The 15,370-nt window shown below is 74.9% G+C and carries 17 protein-coding genes and 1 pseudogene; 4 read left to right on the forward strand and 14 right to left on the reverse strand.

Annotated features, from left to right (window positions below):
• Window positions 1-22: 22 nt before the first annotated feature.
• From PGN05_RS20070 to PGN05_RS20095, 6 genes are all read right to left on the reverse strand, one after another.
• Window positions 23-631, reverse strand: coding sequence for a TasA family protein (locus tag PGN05_RS20070; RefSeq protein ID WP_419754336.1), 609 nt, complete (start codon window positions 629-631; stop codon window positions 23-25).
• Window positions 632-786: 155 nt separating this feature from the next.
• Window positions 787-2,031, reverse strand: coding sequence for a sensor histidine kinase (locus PGN05_RS20075; RefSeq protein ID WP_419754339.1), 1,245 nt, complete (start codon window positions 2,029-2,031; stop codon window positions 787-789).
• Window positions 2,028-2,417 carry a response regulator transcription factor gene (locus tag PGN05_RS20080; protein WP_419754340.1) on the reverse strand — a complete coding sequence of 130 codons (390 nt, stop codon included), beginning with the start codon at window positions 2,415-2,417 and terminating at the stop codon, window positions 2,028-2,030. Before PGN05_RS20080 ends, PGN05_RS20075 begins: the two co-directional genes overlap by 4 nt.
• Window positions 2,418-2,626: 209 nt before the next feature.
• On the reverse strand, window positions 2,627-3,325 hold the full coding sequence (locus PGN05_RS20085; protein WP_419754341.1) for a DUF3618 domain-containing protein: 699 nt from the start codon (window positions 3,323-3,325) through the stop codon (window positions 2,627-2,629).
• 34 nt (window positions 3,326-3,359) lie between these two features.
• On the reverse strand, window positions 3,360-3,890 hold the full coding sequence (locus PGN05_RS20090; protein ID WP_419754342.1) for a phage holin family protein: 531 nt from the start codon (window positions 3,888-3,890) through the stop codon (window positions 3,360-3,362).
• A gap of 3 nt (window positions 3,891-3,893) precedes the next feature.
• Window positions 3,894-4,754 carry a hypothetical protein gene (locus PGN05_RS20095; protein ID WP_419754343.1) on the reverse strand — a complete coding sequence of 287 codons (861 nt, stop codon included), beginning with the start codon at window positions 4,752-4,754 and terminating at the stop codon, window positions 3,894-3,896.
• A 307-nt stretch (window positions 4,755-5,061) separates the two neighbouring features.
• On the opposite strand from PGN05_RS20095, the gene PGN05_RS20100 reads away from it, so the two are divergent.
• Window positions 5,062-5,907: a siderophore-interacting protein gene (locus tag PGN05_RS20100; RefSeq protein WP_419754344.1), complete on the forward strand. Its 846-nt coding sequence runs from the start codon at window positions 5,062-5,064 to the stop codon at window positions 5,905-5,907.
• Between the two features lie 102 nt (window positions 5,908-6,009).
• Here PGN05_RS20100 and PGN05_RS20105 read toward each other — a convergent pair whose 3' ends face one another.
• From PGN05_RS20105 to PGN05_RS20115, 3 genes are read right to left on the reverse strand one after another with little or no spacing between them, the layout of a single operon-like run.
• Window positions 6,010-6,927: a neutral zinc metallopeptidase gene (locus PGN05_RS20105; RefSeq protein ID WP_419754345.1), complete on the reverse strand. Its 918-nt coding sequence runs from the start codon at window positions 6,925-6,927 to the stop codon at window positions 6,010-6,012.
• Complete coding sequence (locus PGN05_RS20110) at window positions 6,924-7,580, reverse strand: SIMPL domain-containing protein (protein ID WP_419754346.1); 657 nt, start codon at window positions 7,578-7,580, stop codon at window positions 6,924-6,926. The genes PGN05_RS20105 and PGN05_RS20110 overlap by 4 nt, the downstream gene beginning before the upstream one ends.
• A complete protein-coding gene (locus tag PGN05_RS20115) occupies window positions 7,577-8,449 on the reverse strand; it encodes a formate/nitrite transporter family protein (RefSeq protein WP_419754347.1) in 873 nt (290 codons plus the stop codon). Before PGN05_RS20115 ends, PGN05_RS20110 begins: the two co-directional genes overlap by 4 nt.
• A gap of 140 nt (window positions 8,450-8,589) precedes the next feature.
• Here PGN05_RS20115 and PGN05_RS20120 point away from each other — a divergent pair, with 140 nt between their 5' ends.
• The 3 genes from PGN05_RS20120 to PGN05_RS20130 are packed head-to-tail and all read left to right on the forward strand — an operon-like array spanning window position 8,590 to window position 10,691.
• Window positions 8,590-8,985: a hypothetical protein gene (locus PGN05_RS20120; RefSeq protein WP_419754348.1), complete on the forward strand. Its 396-nt coding sequence runs from the start codon at window positions 8,590-8,592 to the stop codon at window positions 8,983-8,985.
• A complete protein-coding gene (locus PGN05_RS20125; protein ID WP_419754349.1) occupies window positions 8,982-10,226 on the forward strand; it encodes a glutathionylspermidine synthase family protein in 1,245 nt (414 codons plus the stop codon). Before PGN05_RS20120 ends, PGN05_RS20125 begins: the two co-directional genes overlap by 4 nt.
• 18 nt (window positions 10,227-10,244) lie before the next feature.
• Complete coding sequence (locus PGN05_RS20130) at window positions 10,245-10,691, forward strand: nitroreductase family deazaflavin-dependent oxidoreductase (protein WP_419754350.1); 447 nt, start codon at window positions 10,245-10,247, stop codon at window positions 10,689-10,691.
• 19 nt (window positions 10,692-10,710) lie between these two features.
• Here PGN05_RS20130 and PGN05_RS20135 read toward each other — a convergent pair.
• From PGN05_RS20135 to PGN05_RS20155, 5 genes and pseudogenes are all read right to left on the reverse strand, one after another.
• Window positions 10,711-10,992 (reverse strand): annotated as a pseudogene (locus tag PGN05_RS20135) (DUF222 domain-containing protein); the annotation flags it as partial.
• 10 nt (window positions 10,993-11,002) lie between these two features.
• Window positions 11,003-11,974 carry an aldo/keto reductase gene (locus PGN05_RS20140; protein WP_419754351.1) on the reverse strand — a complete coding sequence of 324 codons (972 nt, stop codon included), beginning with the start codon at window positions 11,972-11,974 and terminating at the stop codon, window positions 11,003-11,005.
• 47 nt (window positions 11,975-12,021) lie between these two features.
• On the reverse strand, window positions 12,022-13,083 hold the full coding sequence (locus PGN05_RS20145; protein WP_419754352.1) for a winged helix DNA-binding domain-containing protein: 1,062 nt from the start codon (window positions 13,081-13,083) through the stop codon (window positions 12,022-12,024).
• Window positions 13,084-13,122: 39 nt separating this feature from the next.
• Window positions 13,123-13,662 carry a GNAT family N-acetyltransferase gene (locus tag PGN05_RS20150; protein ID WP_419754353.1) on the reverse strand — a complete coding sequence of 180 codons (540 nt, stop codon included), beginning with the start codon at window positions 13,660-13,662 and terminating at the stop codon, window positions 13,123-13,125.
• Between the two features lie 26 nt (window positions 13,663-13,688).
• Window positions 13,689-15,188, reverse strand: a complete 1,500-nt coding sequence (locus PGN05_RS20155) for a hypothetical protein (RefSeq protein WP_419754354.1) — start codon at window positions 15,186-15,188, stop codon at window positions 13,689-13,691.
• Window positions 15,189-15,370: the final 182 nt, after the last annotated feature.

The raw sequence follows: 15,370 nt of genomic DNA on the forward strand, positions 1-15,370 counted from the left end.
GAGTGGTCGGCGAGGGCGTCGGTCAGCGGGCCGCGGCGGCGCGCTGGGTGCCGGAGAAGACCAGGCTGAGGGTGGCGGACTTGTCCTGGAAGGTGTTGTCCGCGGTGCCGGGCAGGCTGATCGTGTAGACGAGGTGGTCGGTGCCGCCGGGGTTGAGGCTGGCGGCGCCCGCGACCGGGAAGTTGCTGACCGCCGGGCCGGTGGCGATGTCGGTGACCGTGCCCGTGCAGGTGTAGGTCGGGGCGGCGGCGGTGCCGCCGGCGGTCCAGGGCACCGTGCAGGACTTCAGGTTCAGCTGCAGGCCCTTGGCCGTGTCGCTGGTGAGCACGCTGCCGACGGTGGCGGAGACGTTCAGGTTGACCGAGGACAGCGGCGAGTTGCCGTCGTTGACCACGGTGACCGCGCGGCTCATCGAGTCGCCGGGCACGAAGGCGCTGGCCGGCGCGGCGATCGGGGTGGGCGTGGTCAGGTTGATCGAGACCGTGCCCGACTGCACCTGGGTGGAGATCGGGGTGGTCGAGTCGGTGAAGGTGCCGAAGGTGCCCAGCCCGGCCACCGCTGCGGCGGCGCCGATCACGCCGAGGGAGCCGACGATCTTGCGGGCGGTGCTGGTGCGGGCCGTGGTGCTCATGTCCGGTGCATCTCCTGTGACCGGCCAGGAACGGGGTGTTCCCGGCGACACAGACGACTCTGGACACCCAACCGCAGGCTCCCCGCCCGCCTCCCGCAAGAGAACCGCAAGCCTCTACGGCCCCCTCCTCTGGAGGGGGTCCAGGGGGTCCTCTCTCAGCGGGGCAGCGTGAGGGTGAAGGTCGTGCCCTGGCCCTCGGTGCTGGTCAGCTCCAGCGTCCCGCCGTGCGCGGTGGTGATGGCCTTGGTGATGGCCAGCCCCAGGCCGACGCCGGGGACGGCGTGCCGCCGCGCGGTGGACGCCCGGAAGAACCGCGCGAACAGCTGGGCCTGCTCACCGGCGGGGATGCCGATGCCGGTGTCGCTGACCGCCAGCCGGGCCACTGGCACCGCGCCGGGGCACTCCTCGCCGCCGACGGTCCCGTCCGGCGCCCGCCAGGCTGTGGCCAGCGTCAGCGTGACCCGCCCGCCGCGCGGGGTGAACTTGACCGCGTTGGAGACGAGGTTGTCGCACGCCTGCCCGAGCCGGACGGCGTCCCCGTGCACGACGAGGCCGTCGCCGGGCACCGCGAGGACCACCTCGACACCCGCGGCGGTGGCGGTCACCCGGGCCGTCTCCTCGGCGGCGCGCACCACGGCGGCCAGGTCGACGTCCTCCGGCTGGAGATCGAACCGTCCGGCGTCCACCTGCGCGGTGAACAGCAGGTCGCCGACCAGCCGCAGCAGCCGCTGCGCGTTGCGCTCGACCGTGGCGAGGTACTGCCGCTGGTCGTCGGTCAGCGGCTGGTCGGGGTCGTCGAGCACCAGTTCCAGGTAGCCGAGGATCGAGCTCAGCGGGGTGCGCAGCTCGTGGCTGATGAGGCTCACGAACTGGTCCTTCATCCGCTCGGTGGCCCGGACCTCGGTCATGTCCGTGCCCACGAAGTTCCACCCGGCGTGCGCACCGCCGTCGTCGGTGCGCGGCGTGACGGCCACGGAGACGGTCAGCTCCTCGCCGCCCGCGGTGAGGTAGGTCCAGTCGCGCACGTCGCTGCCCTGCTCCTGCGCGGTGCGCACGAGCGCGGCGAGCCCGCCGCCGGCCTCCGCCAGCTCCTCCGGCAGGTGGAACTCGGTGATGGACCGCCGGCGGACGACGTCGGCCCGGGGCAGGCCGAGCATCCGCTCCGCTCCCGGGTTCCAGACCCGGATCACGCCGTCGACGTCGGTGCCGATGATCGACTGCTCGGTGACCGCGTCGATCACGCTGGTCATCGTCTGCGCCCGGGCCCGCAGCATCCGGGTCGCGACCTCGAGCTCGGCGTCGCGGTGGTGCATCTGGGCCACCAGCGCGGCGTTCTCGGCCCGCAACCGGTCCAGCTCGGCTTCCTGCGACGCCGCCGGCGCTGCCTCGGTGGTGGTCATGCGGTCGCTCCGGTGGTCAGCTCGCGCACACGGGCGGACAGGCCGGCGACCGAGAAGGGCTTGGGCAGGTAGGCGTCGGCTCCGGCGGCCAGCCCGCGGGCGACGTCGTCCGGGGAGGCGCCGGCGGACAGCAGCAGCACCGCCACCTCGGCGGTCGCGGCCTCGGCGCGCAGGGCCGTGCAGACCTCGAGCCCGGTGGCGCCGGGCATGGAGACGTCGAGGACGGCGAGGTCGGGTCGCTGCGCACGGGCAGCCGCGAGCGCCGCGGCGCCGTCGGCCACGTCTGCGACGACGGTGCCACCCGCGCGGCGCACCGCGAGGCAGACGAGGGCGCGGATGTCGTCCTCGTCGTCGGCGACCAGCACCCGCGGCGCGTCGGTGGGCACGGTGGCGGCTCCCTGGGCGGTGGCGCGGGCAGGGGGTGCCGCGCCGGTGGTCTGTGTCCACCTCCGACAACGGCGTCCGCCGACCGGGCCTGGAGCCGCCCTCGCCGCCGCTCACCCGCCGGGGTGAGCGGCCCCGGACAGCACCGCGCCCCGCCGGGGATCCCGACGGGGCGCAGTGCGAGGTGACCTCCCTGCGGGGAGGCCCGTGTTCAGCTACCGGACTGGCTCTGCACCGTCTGCCGGGACTGCTGGGCCTGGCCCTGCACGTCCTGCGCCGCGGACTGGCCCTCGTCCTTGACGGTCTGCGCGGCGTCCTGAGCGGTGGACTTGACCTCCTCGACGGCCTGCTGGGCGGCGGGCTTGAGCTGCTCGCCGATCTCCTGGGCGGCCTGCTTGGCCGGCGCCAGCAGCGCGTCCTTGTTCTCGCGCACCGCCGTCTCGGCCTGCTGGGCGAGCTGCCGCTCCTTGTCGGTGGCCGGCAGGAGGCTGGAGACCAGCCAGCCGACACCGAAGGCGATCAGGCCCGCGGCGAGCGGGTTGCCCTGGGTCTGGCGGACGACGGTGTCCGGTGCCTGCTGCACCGCGTGCGCGGCCGACTGCGCCGCGCCCTGCACCGACTCCGCGGCGCTCGAGGCCGCGTCCTGCACGGAGCCGGCGGCGTTCGACGCCAGCCCCTGCGTCGACGAGGTGGTGTGCTGGGCGGTGCCCATCACCGACTGCCGAGCGTTCTGAGCGCTGCCCATCACCTTCTCCTTCGCCTGGGTGATGCGGCCCTTGGCCGCGGTGACCCGCCGGTCCACGACCCGGGCGGGGTTCACCTTCTCGTTGAGTGCGTCGACGTCGTAGCTCAGCTCGCGCTGGGTCTGCTCGATCTGGCGCCGGATCACTTCCGGGTCACTGCTGGTCATGTCTGCAACTCCGATGTCTGGGGTGGGCCGGGGGTCAGTTGGGCTTCAGGGCGCCGGGCACCTGCTGCAGGGTGTCGACCGTGCGCTCCGGCTTCGGGTTGACCTTCTTGAGCTGGTTGCGGCCCAGGACGAAGGCCACCGCGCCGATGACGCCCCACAGGACGGCCACGATGAGAGCGGCCAGCCCGGCGTCCATGACGTTCTCCAGGGCCCACCACAGGGCGATGGAGAGGAAGAGCAGCACCATGTAGCCGGCGAACCCGGCGGCGCCCATCAGGCCCGCGCCCTTGCCCGCCTTGCTCGCCTCGGCCTTGACCTCGGCCTTGGCCAGCTCGAGCTCCTGGCGCATCAGGGTGGAGAGGTCCTTGGCGACCTCGCCCATCAGCTGGCCGACCGACGTGCCGTCGACGTCGGGGCGGCCCTGCTCGGTCATCGGCGTGCCGATGTCACCGCTGTGGGCGCCGTAGGCCTCGTCGGGCGCGACGGTGTAGTTGGGGGAGCCCGCCGGGTCCTGGTACCCCTGCGGTGACCCGACCGGCGTGGCGCCGGAGTAGGGCGAACTCATCGGTCAGACCCCCCGGCCCGGGGTGCGGGTGGGGTCGTCCCAGCCGGCCGGGGTGGTCGGCGGAACCGCCGAGCCCTCCGGCGGCACGGTGCCGTACGGGGACGGCGGAACGGGGGCCGTGCCCGTGGTGGCGGTGCCGCTGTACCCGGCCGTCTCGCCGTACCCGGTCGTGGTCTCGCCGTAGCCGGTGGTCGTCTCGCTGTAGCCGGAGTAGGCCGGCGTCGGGGCGGCGTAGTTGGTCTGCGTGTAGGTCGACGGCGCGTAGTGCTGGCCGGTCGTGCCCGACGTGCCGGTGCTGCTGTGCGCGGCCTTGACCCCGCTGGTCAGCCGTCCGGCGACGACACCGGCGAGCGCGGCGCTCAGCAGGAAGACGCCCGGCTTGCGGCGGGCGAAGGAGCGGACCTCCTCGAGCAGGTCGGCCGGCTCGCGGTTCTGCAGCCAGCCGGCGAACTCCTCGACCTTGGCCGTGCCCTGCTCGACCAGGTCGCGGGCCGGGCCGGGGGCCGGGGCGTTGCCCTCGACCATCGACCGCAGCTGGGAGGCGATGCCCTGCAGGCCCTCGGCCGCCTTGTGCTGGGAGGTGACGGCCTGCTGGCGGAGCTGGGTACGGCCCTGCTGGACGAGGTCCTGGGCCTGGGCCTTGGTCTCGGAAGCGACCTGCTTGGCCTGGTCGGCGGCGGTCGAGGCGACCTGGCTGCCGGCCTGGGCGGCGGTCTGGCCCACGTTGCGGGCCTCGTCCTTGGCGACGTCGGCGGTGGAGGGGGAGCTCGTGCCGGTGGTCGTGCCGGTGGTCGTCGTCCCGGCGGTCGCGCCGGTGCCGGTGGCCGGCGGCGGCGGGAACGGGGTGTCGATGGAGTGAGTCATCGGTCCTCCTGGCGTGGATCGTGGTCGGAGCAGGCGCTACCCGCGTAGCTGATCTTCCACACATGCATGATCGACGGCCGTCGATGAGCCTTGTGCGGGCATACCGGGGACCCGTTCGCCTCCGAGGCAGGACGGGTTCCTGGCGGCGGCCGGTGGCGCGGGGTCGCGGCCGGGCCGCATGGCGGGTGCACCGGGGTGCGAGGTCCTGGTACCCCCGGAGGGCGGTGGGCGAAACAGCGTCCTGACCGGGGACTGGTGAGGGCGTACTAAGGTGAGCCTTCCCTACGTCTCTGCGAGGAGCCCTGCCATGGCCGACCAGGCCCCGCGTCGTCCCCGCACCCCCCGGCTGGCCACGGTCCTGCGGACCTCCCGCCCGACTCCGCACCTGGTCCGGGTGGTCCTGGGCGGAGACGGCCTGGCCGGGTTCGCCCCCGAGCACAGCGACTCCTACGTCAAGATCCTCTTCGCGCCCGCCGGAGCGCCCTACGCGACCCCGTTCGACGTGGAGCAGGTCCGCAGCGAGCACCCGCAGGAGTTGTGGCCCACGACCCGCACCTACACGGTCCGCGAGTGGGACGCCGCGACGGGCGAGCTGACCATCGACTTCGTCGTCCACGGCGACGAGGGCGTGGCCGGGCCGTGGGCGCTGGCCGCCCGAGCGGGCGACGTCGTCCAGCTGCTGGGCCCCGGTGGCGCCTACACCCCGAGCCCGGACGTCGACTGGCACCTGCTGGTCGGCGACGACACCGCGCTGCCGGCCATCACCGCCGCCCTGGCCCGCCTGCCCGAGGGCGCCCACGCCCGGGTCTTCGTCGAGGTGGGCGACGCCGCCGACGAGCAGCCCCTGCCGGGTGGTCCCGGCGTCGAGGTGGAGTGGGTGCACCGCGCCGACGGCCACCCCGGCACCGCGCTGGTGGCGGCGGTGTGCGCCGCGGAGCTGCCCGCCGGCTCGGTGCAGGTCTTCGTGCACGGCGAGGCGGGGGCGGTGCGCGACGTCCGGCGCTTCCTGCGGGCGCACCACGACGTGCCGCGCGAGCTGCTCTCCATCTCGGGCTACTGGCGGGTCGGGCGCACCGAGGACCGCTGGCAGGCCGAGAAGCGGGAGTGGAACGCGGCGGTGGAGGCCGAGGAGCAGACCCTCACCGTCGGCTGACGCCGCCGGGAGCATCGCAGCGAGCGCCGGCGAGCGAGGAGCGGACCGGGGGCGGAAGCCGACCAGCGGGGCACCGTCGGCTGAGCGGCCCCGGGTCGCGGCCTAGCCGAGGTCGTCGGTGGCGAAGGTGTCGCACTGCCCCGGGTCGCCGGTCTGGTAGCCGGTGGTGAACCAGCGCTGTCGCTGCTCGGACGTGCCGTGGCTGAAGGCGTCCTGGTCCACGGTTCCGCCGCCGAGGTCGCGCTGGATGAAGTCGTCGCCGATCCGGCCGGCGGCGTCGAGGGCGCGGGCGATGTCGTCCTCGGTGATCTCGGCGATCAGGGGTGCGCCGGAGTCGTCGGGCACGGTCTCGGCGTGGTTCGCCCAGGCGCCGGCGTAGCAGTCGGCCTGCAGCTCGAGGCGCACGGTGCCGCTGAGCGGCCCGGTCACGCCCGGTGTCACCTGCTGGTTGGTGCCCAGCAGGTTCTGCACGTGGTGGGCGTACTCGTGGGCGATGACGTAGGCGTTGACGAACAGCCCGCCCTCCGCGCCGAACTGCGTCTGCAGCTGGTCGAAGAACGTCAGGTCGATGTAGACGCCCTGGTCGGCGGGGCAGTAGAAGGGGCCGGAGCCGCTGCTCGCGCCGCCGCAGCCGGTCTGCACCGAGTCCTGGAAGAACACGGTCTCCGTCGGCTGGTAGCGGCCGCGGAGGACCTGGCCCCAGTAGTCCTGGATCGACTCGATGTCGGCGACGACAGCACACTCCACCGACTCGTTGGCGTCGGCGCCGGTCCGGCACTGCTGCTCCAGCTGGGTGTTGTCCGCGGTCTCGCCCTGGCCGAGTCCCGAGAGCCCCCCGAGAGCCGCGCTGGTTCCGCCGTCCCCGCCGCCGAGGAGCTGGAACAGCACGAGGACGACGACGCCGACGAGGCCGAGCCCGCCGCCGCCGACGGCCAGCCCCCGCCCACCACCGAGCCCGCCCCGGCCGCGGCGGTCCTGCACGCTCGACGTGTCGAGGTCGGCGCTCTCGCGGTACCTCATCCTCCGAAGACCTCCCGGTCGGGCTCGGACATGGCGAACCGGACCTCGACCGCGCCCAGCACCTCCTGGGGCGCCGGGGTCAGGTCGAGCCGGAGCTCCTCCGCAGCGAACCGTGCCAACGCGGCGACGGGTGCGGCGAATCGGGGTCCCGCGGAGGACAGGCCGACGTCGCTGATCTCGAGCAGGGCGGTGAGCCGGGCGCCGACGGCGGCGGCGTACTGCCGGGCGCGGTGGACGGCGTCGCGGACGGCGGCCAGGCGCGCCTCCTCCACCACCCGGCTGTCCGGACGCAGCTGCCAGTGCGGCCCGGACACGGTGACGCCGTCGAGCCGGCCGAGGGCCACGACCAGCTCGCCGACGTCGTCGGTCCGACCCACCGTGACCTGGCTGCTCACCGTGGCCGCCGACCCCGCCGCGTGCCCGGGGCGCTCCTCGGGGTAGACCGCCAGCCCGGCGGTCTCCACCGCCTCGACCGACGCCCCGGCGGCGGCGAGCACCGCCGCGACGGCGTCCTGACCGGCGCGGCACCGCTCCAGGGCGGTCTGCCGGTCCCGGGCGCGGGTGGTGACGGTCACCGCGAGGGTGGCGATCTCCGGGTCGACCACCAGGCGGGCCTCGCCGCGCACGGCCACCTGCGGAGGCGGGCTGCTCATGCGCGCTCGGGGGTCTCCCCGCCCGCCCGCGTCCCGGTCCCCTCCGCGCTGGTCGGCCGCTCGGCCGGCTCGTCGCGGAGGAAGAGGTACCAGTACGAGGTGCCGACGAAGACGACGGCGCCGACCAGGTTGCCCGCGCCGGCGAGCAGCCAGTTGACCACCGTGTCGCCCCACCCCACGCCGGGGACGCCGGCGAAGACGGCCGCCGGCAGGAAGAACATGTTGGCCACCACGTGGTCGAAGCCCATCGCCACGAACGCCATGACCGGGAAGAAGACCGCCAGGATCTTGCCCGAGACGCTGCTGGCCGACAGCGACATCCACACGGCCAGGCAGACCAGCCAGTTGCAGCCGACGCCGCGCAGGAACGTCTCCCAGGCGGAGTGCCCGGAGGCCTTCCCCTCGGCGATCTCGGCCAGCCGCTCGAACGTGAGCGCGGCGCTGCCGGTGCTGTCGGCGTCGCCGATGACCCCTGTGGACACGGCCAGGAAGTAGGCGACGAACAGGGCACCGACCAGGTTGCTCAGCAGCACGAGGGTGAGGTTCTTGACGACGTCGCCGAGGCCGATCCGCCCCTGCATGGCCCCCAGCGGCACGAGCAGCATGTTGCCGGTCGCCAGGTCCGAGCCCGCGATCAGCACCAGGACCAGCCCGAGGGTGAAGGCGGCCCCCATGAACAGCGTCGGCAGGGTGCCCCACTGGCCGGTGTCCAGGCCGGAGGAGACGGTGATCGCGACCAGGGCCCCGAAGGCGATGTAGGCGCCGCCGAGGAAGCCGCTGACCAGCACCCGGTCCCAGGTCCGGTGGACCTTCTTGGCTCCGGTCTCGCTGGCCACCTGGGCCATCTCGGCCGGTTGACGTGCGCTCACTGGCACCTCCTCGGGGGTGGGCTCCGGAGGTCGAACGGTAGTGGCTGGCCCGGCGTCCGGCGCTCCGACGACGGGGTGCCGCCACGGTGGGCCGGCGGCGATCTAGGGTCGGCGGACACACCACCGAGCCGGGAGAGCACATGGCCGTCTCCAACCGCGTCCGCAGCGCACTCACCACGACGGTGCTGGCGACCGCGGCCACCGGGTTCCTCGCCGGCTGCGGAACGGACGACGACGACCAGGAGCAGGTCGCGTACTGCACCGACGAGGACGGCGAGATCGTCGACGAGGACCTCTGCGACGACGACTACCGCGGTCCCGGCGCCGGCCTGTTCTTCCTCTACCTGGGCGGCTTCCGCCCCGGCCTGCCGGTGGGCACGGTGCTGCCCGCCGGGGGGACCCGCATCAGCCCCACCGACACCGCCGCCCGGCAGCGCGCCGGCCTGCCCCCCAGCGGCAAGGTCAGCAGCGGCACCCGCGTCTCCGGTGGGCTCGGGTCCGGGACCGGCGCGCGGGTGGGCACCGCCGGCGGATGAGGAGGGTCGAGGGGGGTGTCGTCCGGCCGGGGTGGGAGGCCGAGATCGAGGCGCAGGGCCTGGTCTACAACCGGACCACGACGCCCGGGGGCGAGGTGCGCAGCTACTGGCGCGAGGGCCCCTTCTACGACTTCACGATGGGCGAGGTCGAGCGGCTGGAGGGGTGGGTCGCGCAGCTGTTCGAGATGTGCGTCGCCGCCGGGGACCACGTCGTCGAGCACGACCTGTTCGACCGGATGGGCATCCCGCCGATCGCCCGGCCGGAGATCCGCCGCACGTGGGACGCCGAGCCGCCCAGCGTGTACGGCCGGTTCGACCTGCGCTACGACGGCCAGGGCCCGCCGAAGCTGCTCGAGTTCAACGCCGACACCCCGACCGGCCTGGTCGAGTCCGCCGTCACCCAGTGGAACTGGCACCTGTTCACCGGTCAGGGCCGCGACCAGTGGAACGCCCTGCACGACAAGCTCGTGGCCGCGTGGCAGCGCAACCTGCTGCGGTGGGAGCGGCGGACCGGCGTCCGGCCCCGGGTCCACCTGGCCTGGACGTCGGAGGAGACCTCCGGCGAGGACCGCATGACCGTCGCCTACCTCATGGACACCGTCGTCCAGGCCGGTTACGAGGCGATCGAGATCGTCGTCGAGGACATCGCCCTCGACGACGGCGACGGGCGGTTCTACGACCAGCAGGGCCGCCACCTCGACGTCGCCTTCAAGCTCTACCCGTGGGAGTGGCTGATCGAGGACGAGTTCGGCGCGGCCGTCCTCGCCGACGCAGCCCGCCCGGGGGGCACCACCTGGGTGGAGCCGGCCTACAAGATGCTGTGGAGCACCAAGGCCCTGCTGCCGGTGCTCTGGCGGCTGTTCGGCGGCGACGCGGCACTGCGGGACCTGCTGCTCCCGGCCTACTTCGCCGACGAGCTGCCGTCGTCGTGGCGGGAGTACGTGCGCAAGCCGCTGTGGGGCCGGGAGGGCGCCAACGTGGCCATCGTCCGGGACGGCGCCGTCGTGGCCGAGCAGCCCGGCCGCTACGGCACCGAGGGCTTCGTCGTCCAGGAGTTCGCGCCGCTGCCGGACTTCCCCGGCGTCGACGGACCGCACCACCCCGTGATCGGCGCGTGGGTGGTGGACGGGGAGCCCGCCGGCCTGGGCATCCGCGAGAGCGACGGGCTCATCACCGACAACCTCAGCTGGTTCGTGCCGCACACGATCGACTTCACGGCTCCGGAGGCCGGTCGGCGGTGACCCACCTAGGTTCGGTCCATGCCGCTGGAAGGTGAGTACGAGCCGAGCACCGCAGCCTGGGTCCGCGAGCAGGTCGAGCGCTACGAGGCGACCGGGGGCCGCGAGGCCAACACGCTCCGCGACACCGGGATCCCGATCGCGATCTTCTGGACCCGGGGCGCCACGTCCGGGAAGGTCCGCAAGGGCGGTTTGATGCGGGTGGAGCACGACGGCGCCTACGCGATGGTCGGCTCGGTCGGCGGCGCCCCGAAGGACCCCGCGTGGGTGGCGAACCTGCGCCGGCACCCCGACCAGGTCACCGTCCAGGACGGCCCCGAGCCGTGGGACGGCGTCGCCCGCGAGGTGTTCGGCGAGGAGCGGGAGGAGTGGTGGCGGCGGGCGGTCGCCGTCTACCCGACCTACGAGGAGTACGCGCGCCGGACCGACCGGCAGATCCCCGTGTTCGTGGTCGAGCGGAAGGCCTGAGCTACCCCGAGAGGCGCGGTCAGGAGCCCAGCTCGTCGGCGAGCTGCACCAGTGCGTCCGCGAGCTGCTGTGCCCGGGTGCGGTCGTCACCGGCCGTCCGGCCGGCCTGCACCGTCGACTCCAGGGCGACGACGAGCTCCTCGCCGCCGACGGCGTCGAGGTCGAACCGGCCGGAGACGCTGCCGTCGGCGTGCCGCGCGACCACCAGCGACCGCTGCGCCGTCGGGTCCGGCTCCGGTCCGTCGGGGTCCAGACGCTGCAGGTGGTGGTGCACGACCTGGCCGAGGTGCTGGTACGCCCGATCGCAGCGCTCAGAAGCCCGCGACGGCGTGCGGCGTGTAGGGCTCCTCCAGCCGCGCGACCTCCTCGTCGGTCAGCTGCAGGTCCACCGCGGCGACGGCGTCGTCGAGGTGCGCGTCCTTGGTGACGCCGACGATCGGCGCGGTCACGACCGGCTTGGCCAGCACCCACGCCAACGCGACCTGGGCCCGGGGGACGCCGCGCTCCGCGGCCACCTCGGCGACCCGCTCGACGACGGCGCGGTCGGCGGCCTCGTCGTAGAGCCGGCGGCCGAAGTCGTCCTGCTCCGAACGGTTGGTCGCCTCGTCCCAGTCGCGGGTCAGCCGGCCGCGGGCCAGCGGGCTCCACGGGATGACGCCGATGCCCTGGTCGGCGCAGAGCGGGTGCATCTCCCGCTCCTCCTCGCGGTTGAGCAGGTTGTAGTGGTCCTGCATCGACACGAACCGGTGCCAGCCGTGCTCCCCGGCGAGGTGCAGGGCCTTGCTGAACTGCCACGCCCACATGGACGACGCCCCGAGGTAGCGCACCTTCCCCGACCGGACGGCGGAGTCCAGCGCCTCGAGGGTCTCCTCGATCGGGGTCTCCGGGTCCCAGCGGTGGATCTGGTACAGGTCCACGTAGTCGGTGCCGAGCCGGCGCAGGCTCTCCTCGAGCTCGCGCAGGATGGCCTTGCGGGACAGCCCGCTCCCGTTGGGGCCGGGGCGCATCCGCCCGTGCACCTTGGTCGCGAGGACGACGTCCTCCCGGTCGGTGAAGTCGCGGAGCGCCCGGCCGGTGATCTCCTCGCTGGACCCCGCCGAGTAGACGTTCGCGGTGTCGAAGAAGGTGATTCCCGCGGCGATCGCCTTCTCGATCAGCCGCCGGCTGTCCTCCTCCGGAAGGCTCCACGGGCTCGGCCCCCGCTCCGGCTCGCCGAAGCTCATCATCCCGAGACAGATCCGCGAGACCTGCAGGCCGGTGCTGCCCAGACGCGTGTACTCCATGCCCCGAGCCTTCTCCGCTCCCCGCGGCGCGGCCACCGGACCCCGCCTCAGGGCAGGGCGGCAGCGGCCTCCGGGAGGGCGGCCGACACGTCCTCCGGGAACGCGGTGAACGGCTCGGCGTCCAGCCGGCGGCGCGTGCCGGTGCCGGTCCACCGCCAGGTGCCGAGCACCCGGCCGCCCAGGACGACGGTGGGGCGGAAGACGCCGTTGTTGCCCGGCACGATGCGCCCGGCGAACTCCGGCGGCACGGTGCAGCTGCGGTCGGCGTAGCCCAGCACCAGCTCGTCGAACCCGGGCAGCAGGTGCAGCCGCTCGGCGTCGGCCCGGTGCTCGGCCAGCAGGTCCGGGGTCTCCGGTGCCATCAGGTGTTCCCGGCCGTCGACCTCCAGGGCGGTCAGGCAGGACCGCACGGAGGCCAGCCCCGCACGGACGTCGCGCACCGGCAGCCCCGCCCAGCGGGCGAGGTCGGCGACGGTGGCCGGGCCGTGCCCGGTGAAGAACCGCAGCGCCAGCTCGGCCAGTGCCTCCTCGCGGCCGAGCCGGCGCGGGGCGCGGACCCACTCGGCGAGCAGCACGAACAGCTGCTCGCCGCCGTCGGTCGGGCCCAGGCACAGCGTCCCGGTCTGGGACAGGTACCAGAGCAGGTGGTAGCCGCGCTGCCCCGTGGTGGCCACGCCGCCGTCGGCCACTGCGGCGAGCAGCTCCCTGCGCCCGGCCCGCCGGCCGCCGGACAGCGCCGCGGTCACCAGCTCCCGGGCCTGCTCGATCTCGGCCTCGGTCAGGCCGAGGTCGGCTCGCCGCTGGGCAGCGCCGGCCAGCACCCGCGGGCCGAGCAGCTCCAGCAGCCAGTGCAGGTCCTCGGCGGCGACCAGGTGCAGGGTGCCGCGCATCGGCCACGACCGGACGACGTCGCCCGAGTCCAGTGCCGCCTCCACCGCGGCGCGCGAGCCGTCCGCCGTCCGGAGGGCCACCGAGGTGAGCGCGCCGGGGAGGTCCTGGCCCTGCACGCAGGTCAGCCGGCGGACGACGGCGCCCGGGTCGGGCAGGCGGGGGCCTGCCAGCCGCTGGGCCACCAGCCGGAGCAGCGCGAGGTCGGTCGAGGGGTCCACCGCCCCAGACTGGCAGCGGGGTCCGACGCTCGGGGCCGGTCAGCGCACGAGGTGCAGGTAGAGCATGTCCTCGGCGTCCGGTTCGGTGGTCAGCGGCCGGAACCCGGCCGCGGCCGCCGCGTGCAGGCTCGCGGTGTTGTCCGGCTCGATGCCGAGGACGAACTGCTCGACGTCGGCGGTCTCGGGCGCCGCGACCAGAGCCGCCAGGGCCGCCCGCCCGTATCCGCGGCCGGTCCGGCCGGGGTCGACGACGTAGGCCGCGCCCATCGTCGTCCGCCGGTCCTCGGCGAGCACCGCCTCGCGCTCCGGGTCCCACACCGTCCAGCGGTCGTAGACGTCCCCGCCGATCTGGGCGACCGGACGGTCGGCCTCGTCGAGGGCGATGAACGAGTGCGCGCGCAGGACCCGCCGGCCGCGGAACTCCTCGGTCCACCGGGTCGTGCGCAGCGCCAGCTCCCGCTCGGGCCAGGCCCGGCCGCCCAGTCGCCGCTGCACCTCCGGGTCGTCGAACCACGGGAGGACGGCGAGCAGGTGCTCCGGCTCGTACGGCACGAGCCGGACCGCGGGGACCTCGGCCACGTCGCCACCCTGCCGCCGGGGGAGTGCTACGCCCGGTCCCGCCAGAGCCGGCCGCGACCGGCCGCCATCAGCAGCCCGGCGGCGACGGCCAGGGCGCCGGCGGTCAGCGCGACCGGCGCGCCGGCCGCCCCCGTGGCGGACGCCCGGTACGCGACGTCGGCCTGGGGGACGCCGGTTCCGCAGGCGTCGGTCGACGGCAGGCCGGTTCCCGGGCCGTTCCCCGGGGAGCCCGAGGCGGCCGGGCCGCCGGTGTCCGGACCGTCGGCCGCGGGCGCGCCGCCGGTGCCGGCCGGGGCGGGGCCGCCGTCCGTGCAGTCGCCGGGGAGAGCGGACCCGTTCGTGCCGGTCCCGTCGCCGGCGGCAGCAGTCCCGTTCCCGCCGGCGGCGGTTCCGCCGGTGCCGGTCCCGTCCGCACCCGTGCCGGGCGCGGTCCCGCCGGGAGCTCCCGGCAGGACCGGCACGGTGGTGCCGGGGCCCGTGCCGGGCTGGCCGTCCCCGCCGGTACCGCCGGGCGTGCCGGGCTCGCCGGCGTCCGGACCCGTGCCGTCCCGACCGGGCAGGCCGGCCAGGTCGATCGGGAGGGTCACCCGCACCAGGACGTCACTGCCGGTTCCGGTCCCGCCCTCGTTCACCGGGACGGTGACCACCGAGCCGCGGCCCGCCCCGCCGCCCAGCAGGCCGCCGAGGTCGACGTCGACCGTGTCGTCGCGGAGGGCGTCGCCGCCGAGCAGGCCCGGCAGGAGGTACCCGGTGTCGATCGGCAGGCTCAGCAGCGGCTCGGCGTCCGCGGGCTGCTCCCCGCCGGTGCTCCCGGTGCTCCCCGTGCCCAGGAGGCCGCCCACGGTGACGTCGACGTCCTCATCGGTGACCGGTCCGCCGGCGGAGCCGGGGGCGCCGGGCAGCGGCAGGGCCACGGTGGTCGCCCGCTCGGGGTCGAGGCCCACCGGCAGGTCCAGGACCGTGTCCGGCGACGTCGTGCCGTCGGTGTCGCCGATCCGGACCGTGTCCTCGAGGTCGAGCAGCAGGCCCTCTCCGCCCGGCCCCGGGACGACCGGGTCGACCAGGTCCACGGCGACGGAGTCGCCGGTGAGCGGGTCGCCGTCCAGGACGCCGCCGAGGTCGCCGGTGACGACCGGGGCGGTGACGGTCGTCCCGGCCGTCCCCCCTCCGGACGTGTTGACCGGGACGGTGACGGTGAGGCCGTCCGCCGGGTCCGGCGGGCTGTCGTCGGCCTCGGTGACCCGCACCGGGACCGAGACACCTCCGTCGCCGAGGACGGTCGTCCCCGGCACCGTGTTCGTGTCCACCGGCAGGACGAGGTCCTCGCCGATCGTCAGGTCGGTGCCGGTCCCCGTGACCACGGGGGTCCCGACGACGGCGCCGTCCTGCTCGGGGACGGTGGTGGTGACGCCGAGCAGGTCGGCGGTGACGTCGTTCTCGTCGGCTGCGGCGACCCCCGCTCCGGCGGCCAGCAGGCCGCCGGTGAGCAGGGCCGTGCGCAGCCCGCGCTGCACCCATCTGTTCATCGCTGTGTCCCTCTCCGGATCTGAGTGCGCCGGTCCTGGATGGAGCCGGCGGTGGTGCCGTGCCGGCTGGGGAGCCGGCCCGGCGCACTCAGTCGGGCGAGGAGGAGGGGTCGTCCGCGGCGCTGATCAGCGCCGCGTCGGCCGCGCCGGGCCGTGCGGCCCGGCCGGTGGGGTCCGCGTCC

This window comes from Geodermatophilus sp. CPCC 206100 (assembly GCF_048569675.1).
Lineage (GTDB): Bacteria > Actinomycetota > Actinomycetes > Mycobacteriales > Geodermatophilaceae > Geodermatophilus.

Coding starts and splice junctions, on each gene's coding strand:
- PGN05_RS20070 (WP_419754336.1), bottom strand. CDS start 631: ATGAGCACCACGGCCCGCACCAGCACCGCCCGCAAGATCGTCGGCTCC.
- PGN05_RS20075 (WP_419754339.1), bottom strand. CDS start 2,031: ATGACCACCACCGAGGCAGCGCCGGCGGCGTCGCAGGAAGCCGAGCTG.
- PGN05_RS20085 (WP_419754341.1), bottom strand. CDS start 3,325: ATGACCAGCAGTGACCCGGAAGTGATCCGGCGCCAGATCGAGCAGACC.
- PGN05_RS20090 (WP_419754342.1), bottom strand. CDS start 3,890: ATGAGTTCGCCCTACTCCGGCGCCACGCCGGTCGGGTCACCGCAGGGG.
- PGN05_RS20095 (WP_419754343.1), bottom strand. CDS start 4,754: ATGACTCACTCCATCGACACCCCGTTCCCGCCGCCGCCGGCCACCGGC.
- PGN05_RS20100 (WP_419754344.1), top strand. CDS start 5,062: ATGGCCGACCAGGCCCCGCGTCGTCCCCGCACCCCCCGGCTGGCCACG.
- PGN05_RS20105 (WP_419754345.1), bottom strand. CDS start 6,927: ATGAGGTACCGCGAGAGCGCCGACCTCGACACGTCGAGCGTGCAGGAC.
- PGN05_RS20110 (WP_419754346.1), bottom strand. CDS start 7,580: ATGAGCAGCCCGCCTCCGCAGGTGGCCGTGCGCGGCGAGGCCCGCCTG.
- PGN05_RS20120 (WP_419754348.1), top strand. CDS start 8,590: ATGGCCGTCTCCAACCGCGTCCGCAGCGCACTCACCACGACGGTGCTG.
- PGN05_RS20125 (WP_419754349.1), top strand. CDS start 8,982: ATGAGGAGGGTCGAGGGGGGTGTCGTCCGGCCGGGGTGGGAGGCCGAG.
- PGN05_RS20130 (WP_419754350.1), top strand. CDS start 10,245: ATGCCGCTGGAAGGTGAGTACGAGCCGAGCACCGCAGCCTGGGTCCGC.
- PGN05_RS20140 (WP_419754351.1), bottom strand. CDS start 11,974: ATGGAGTACACGCGTCTGGGCAGCACCGGCCTGCAGGTCTCGCGGATC.
- PGN05_RS20155 (WP_419754354.1), bottom strand. CDS start 15,188: ATGAACAGATGGGTGCAGCGCGGGCTGCGCACGGCCCTGCTCACCGGC.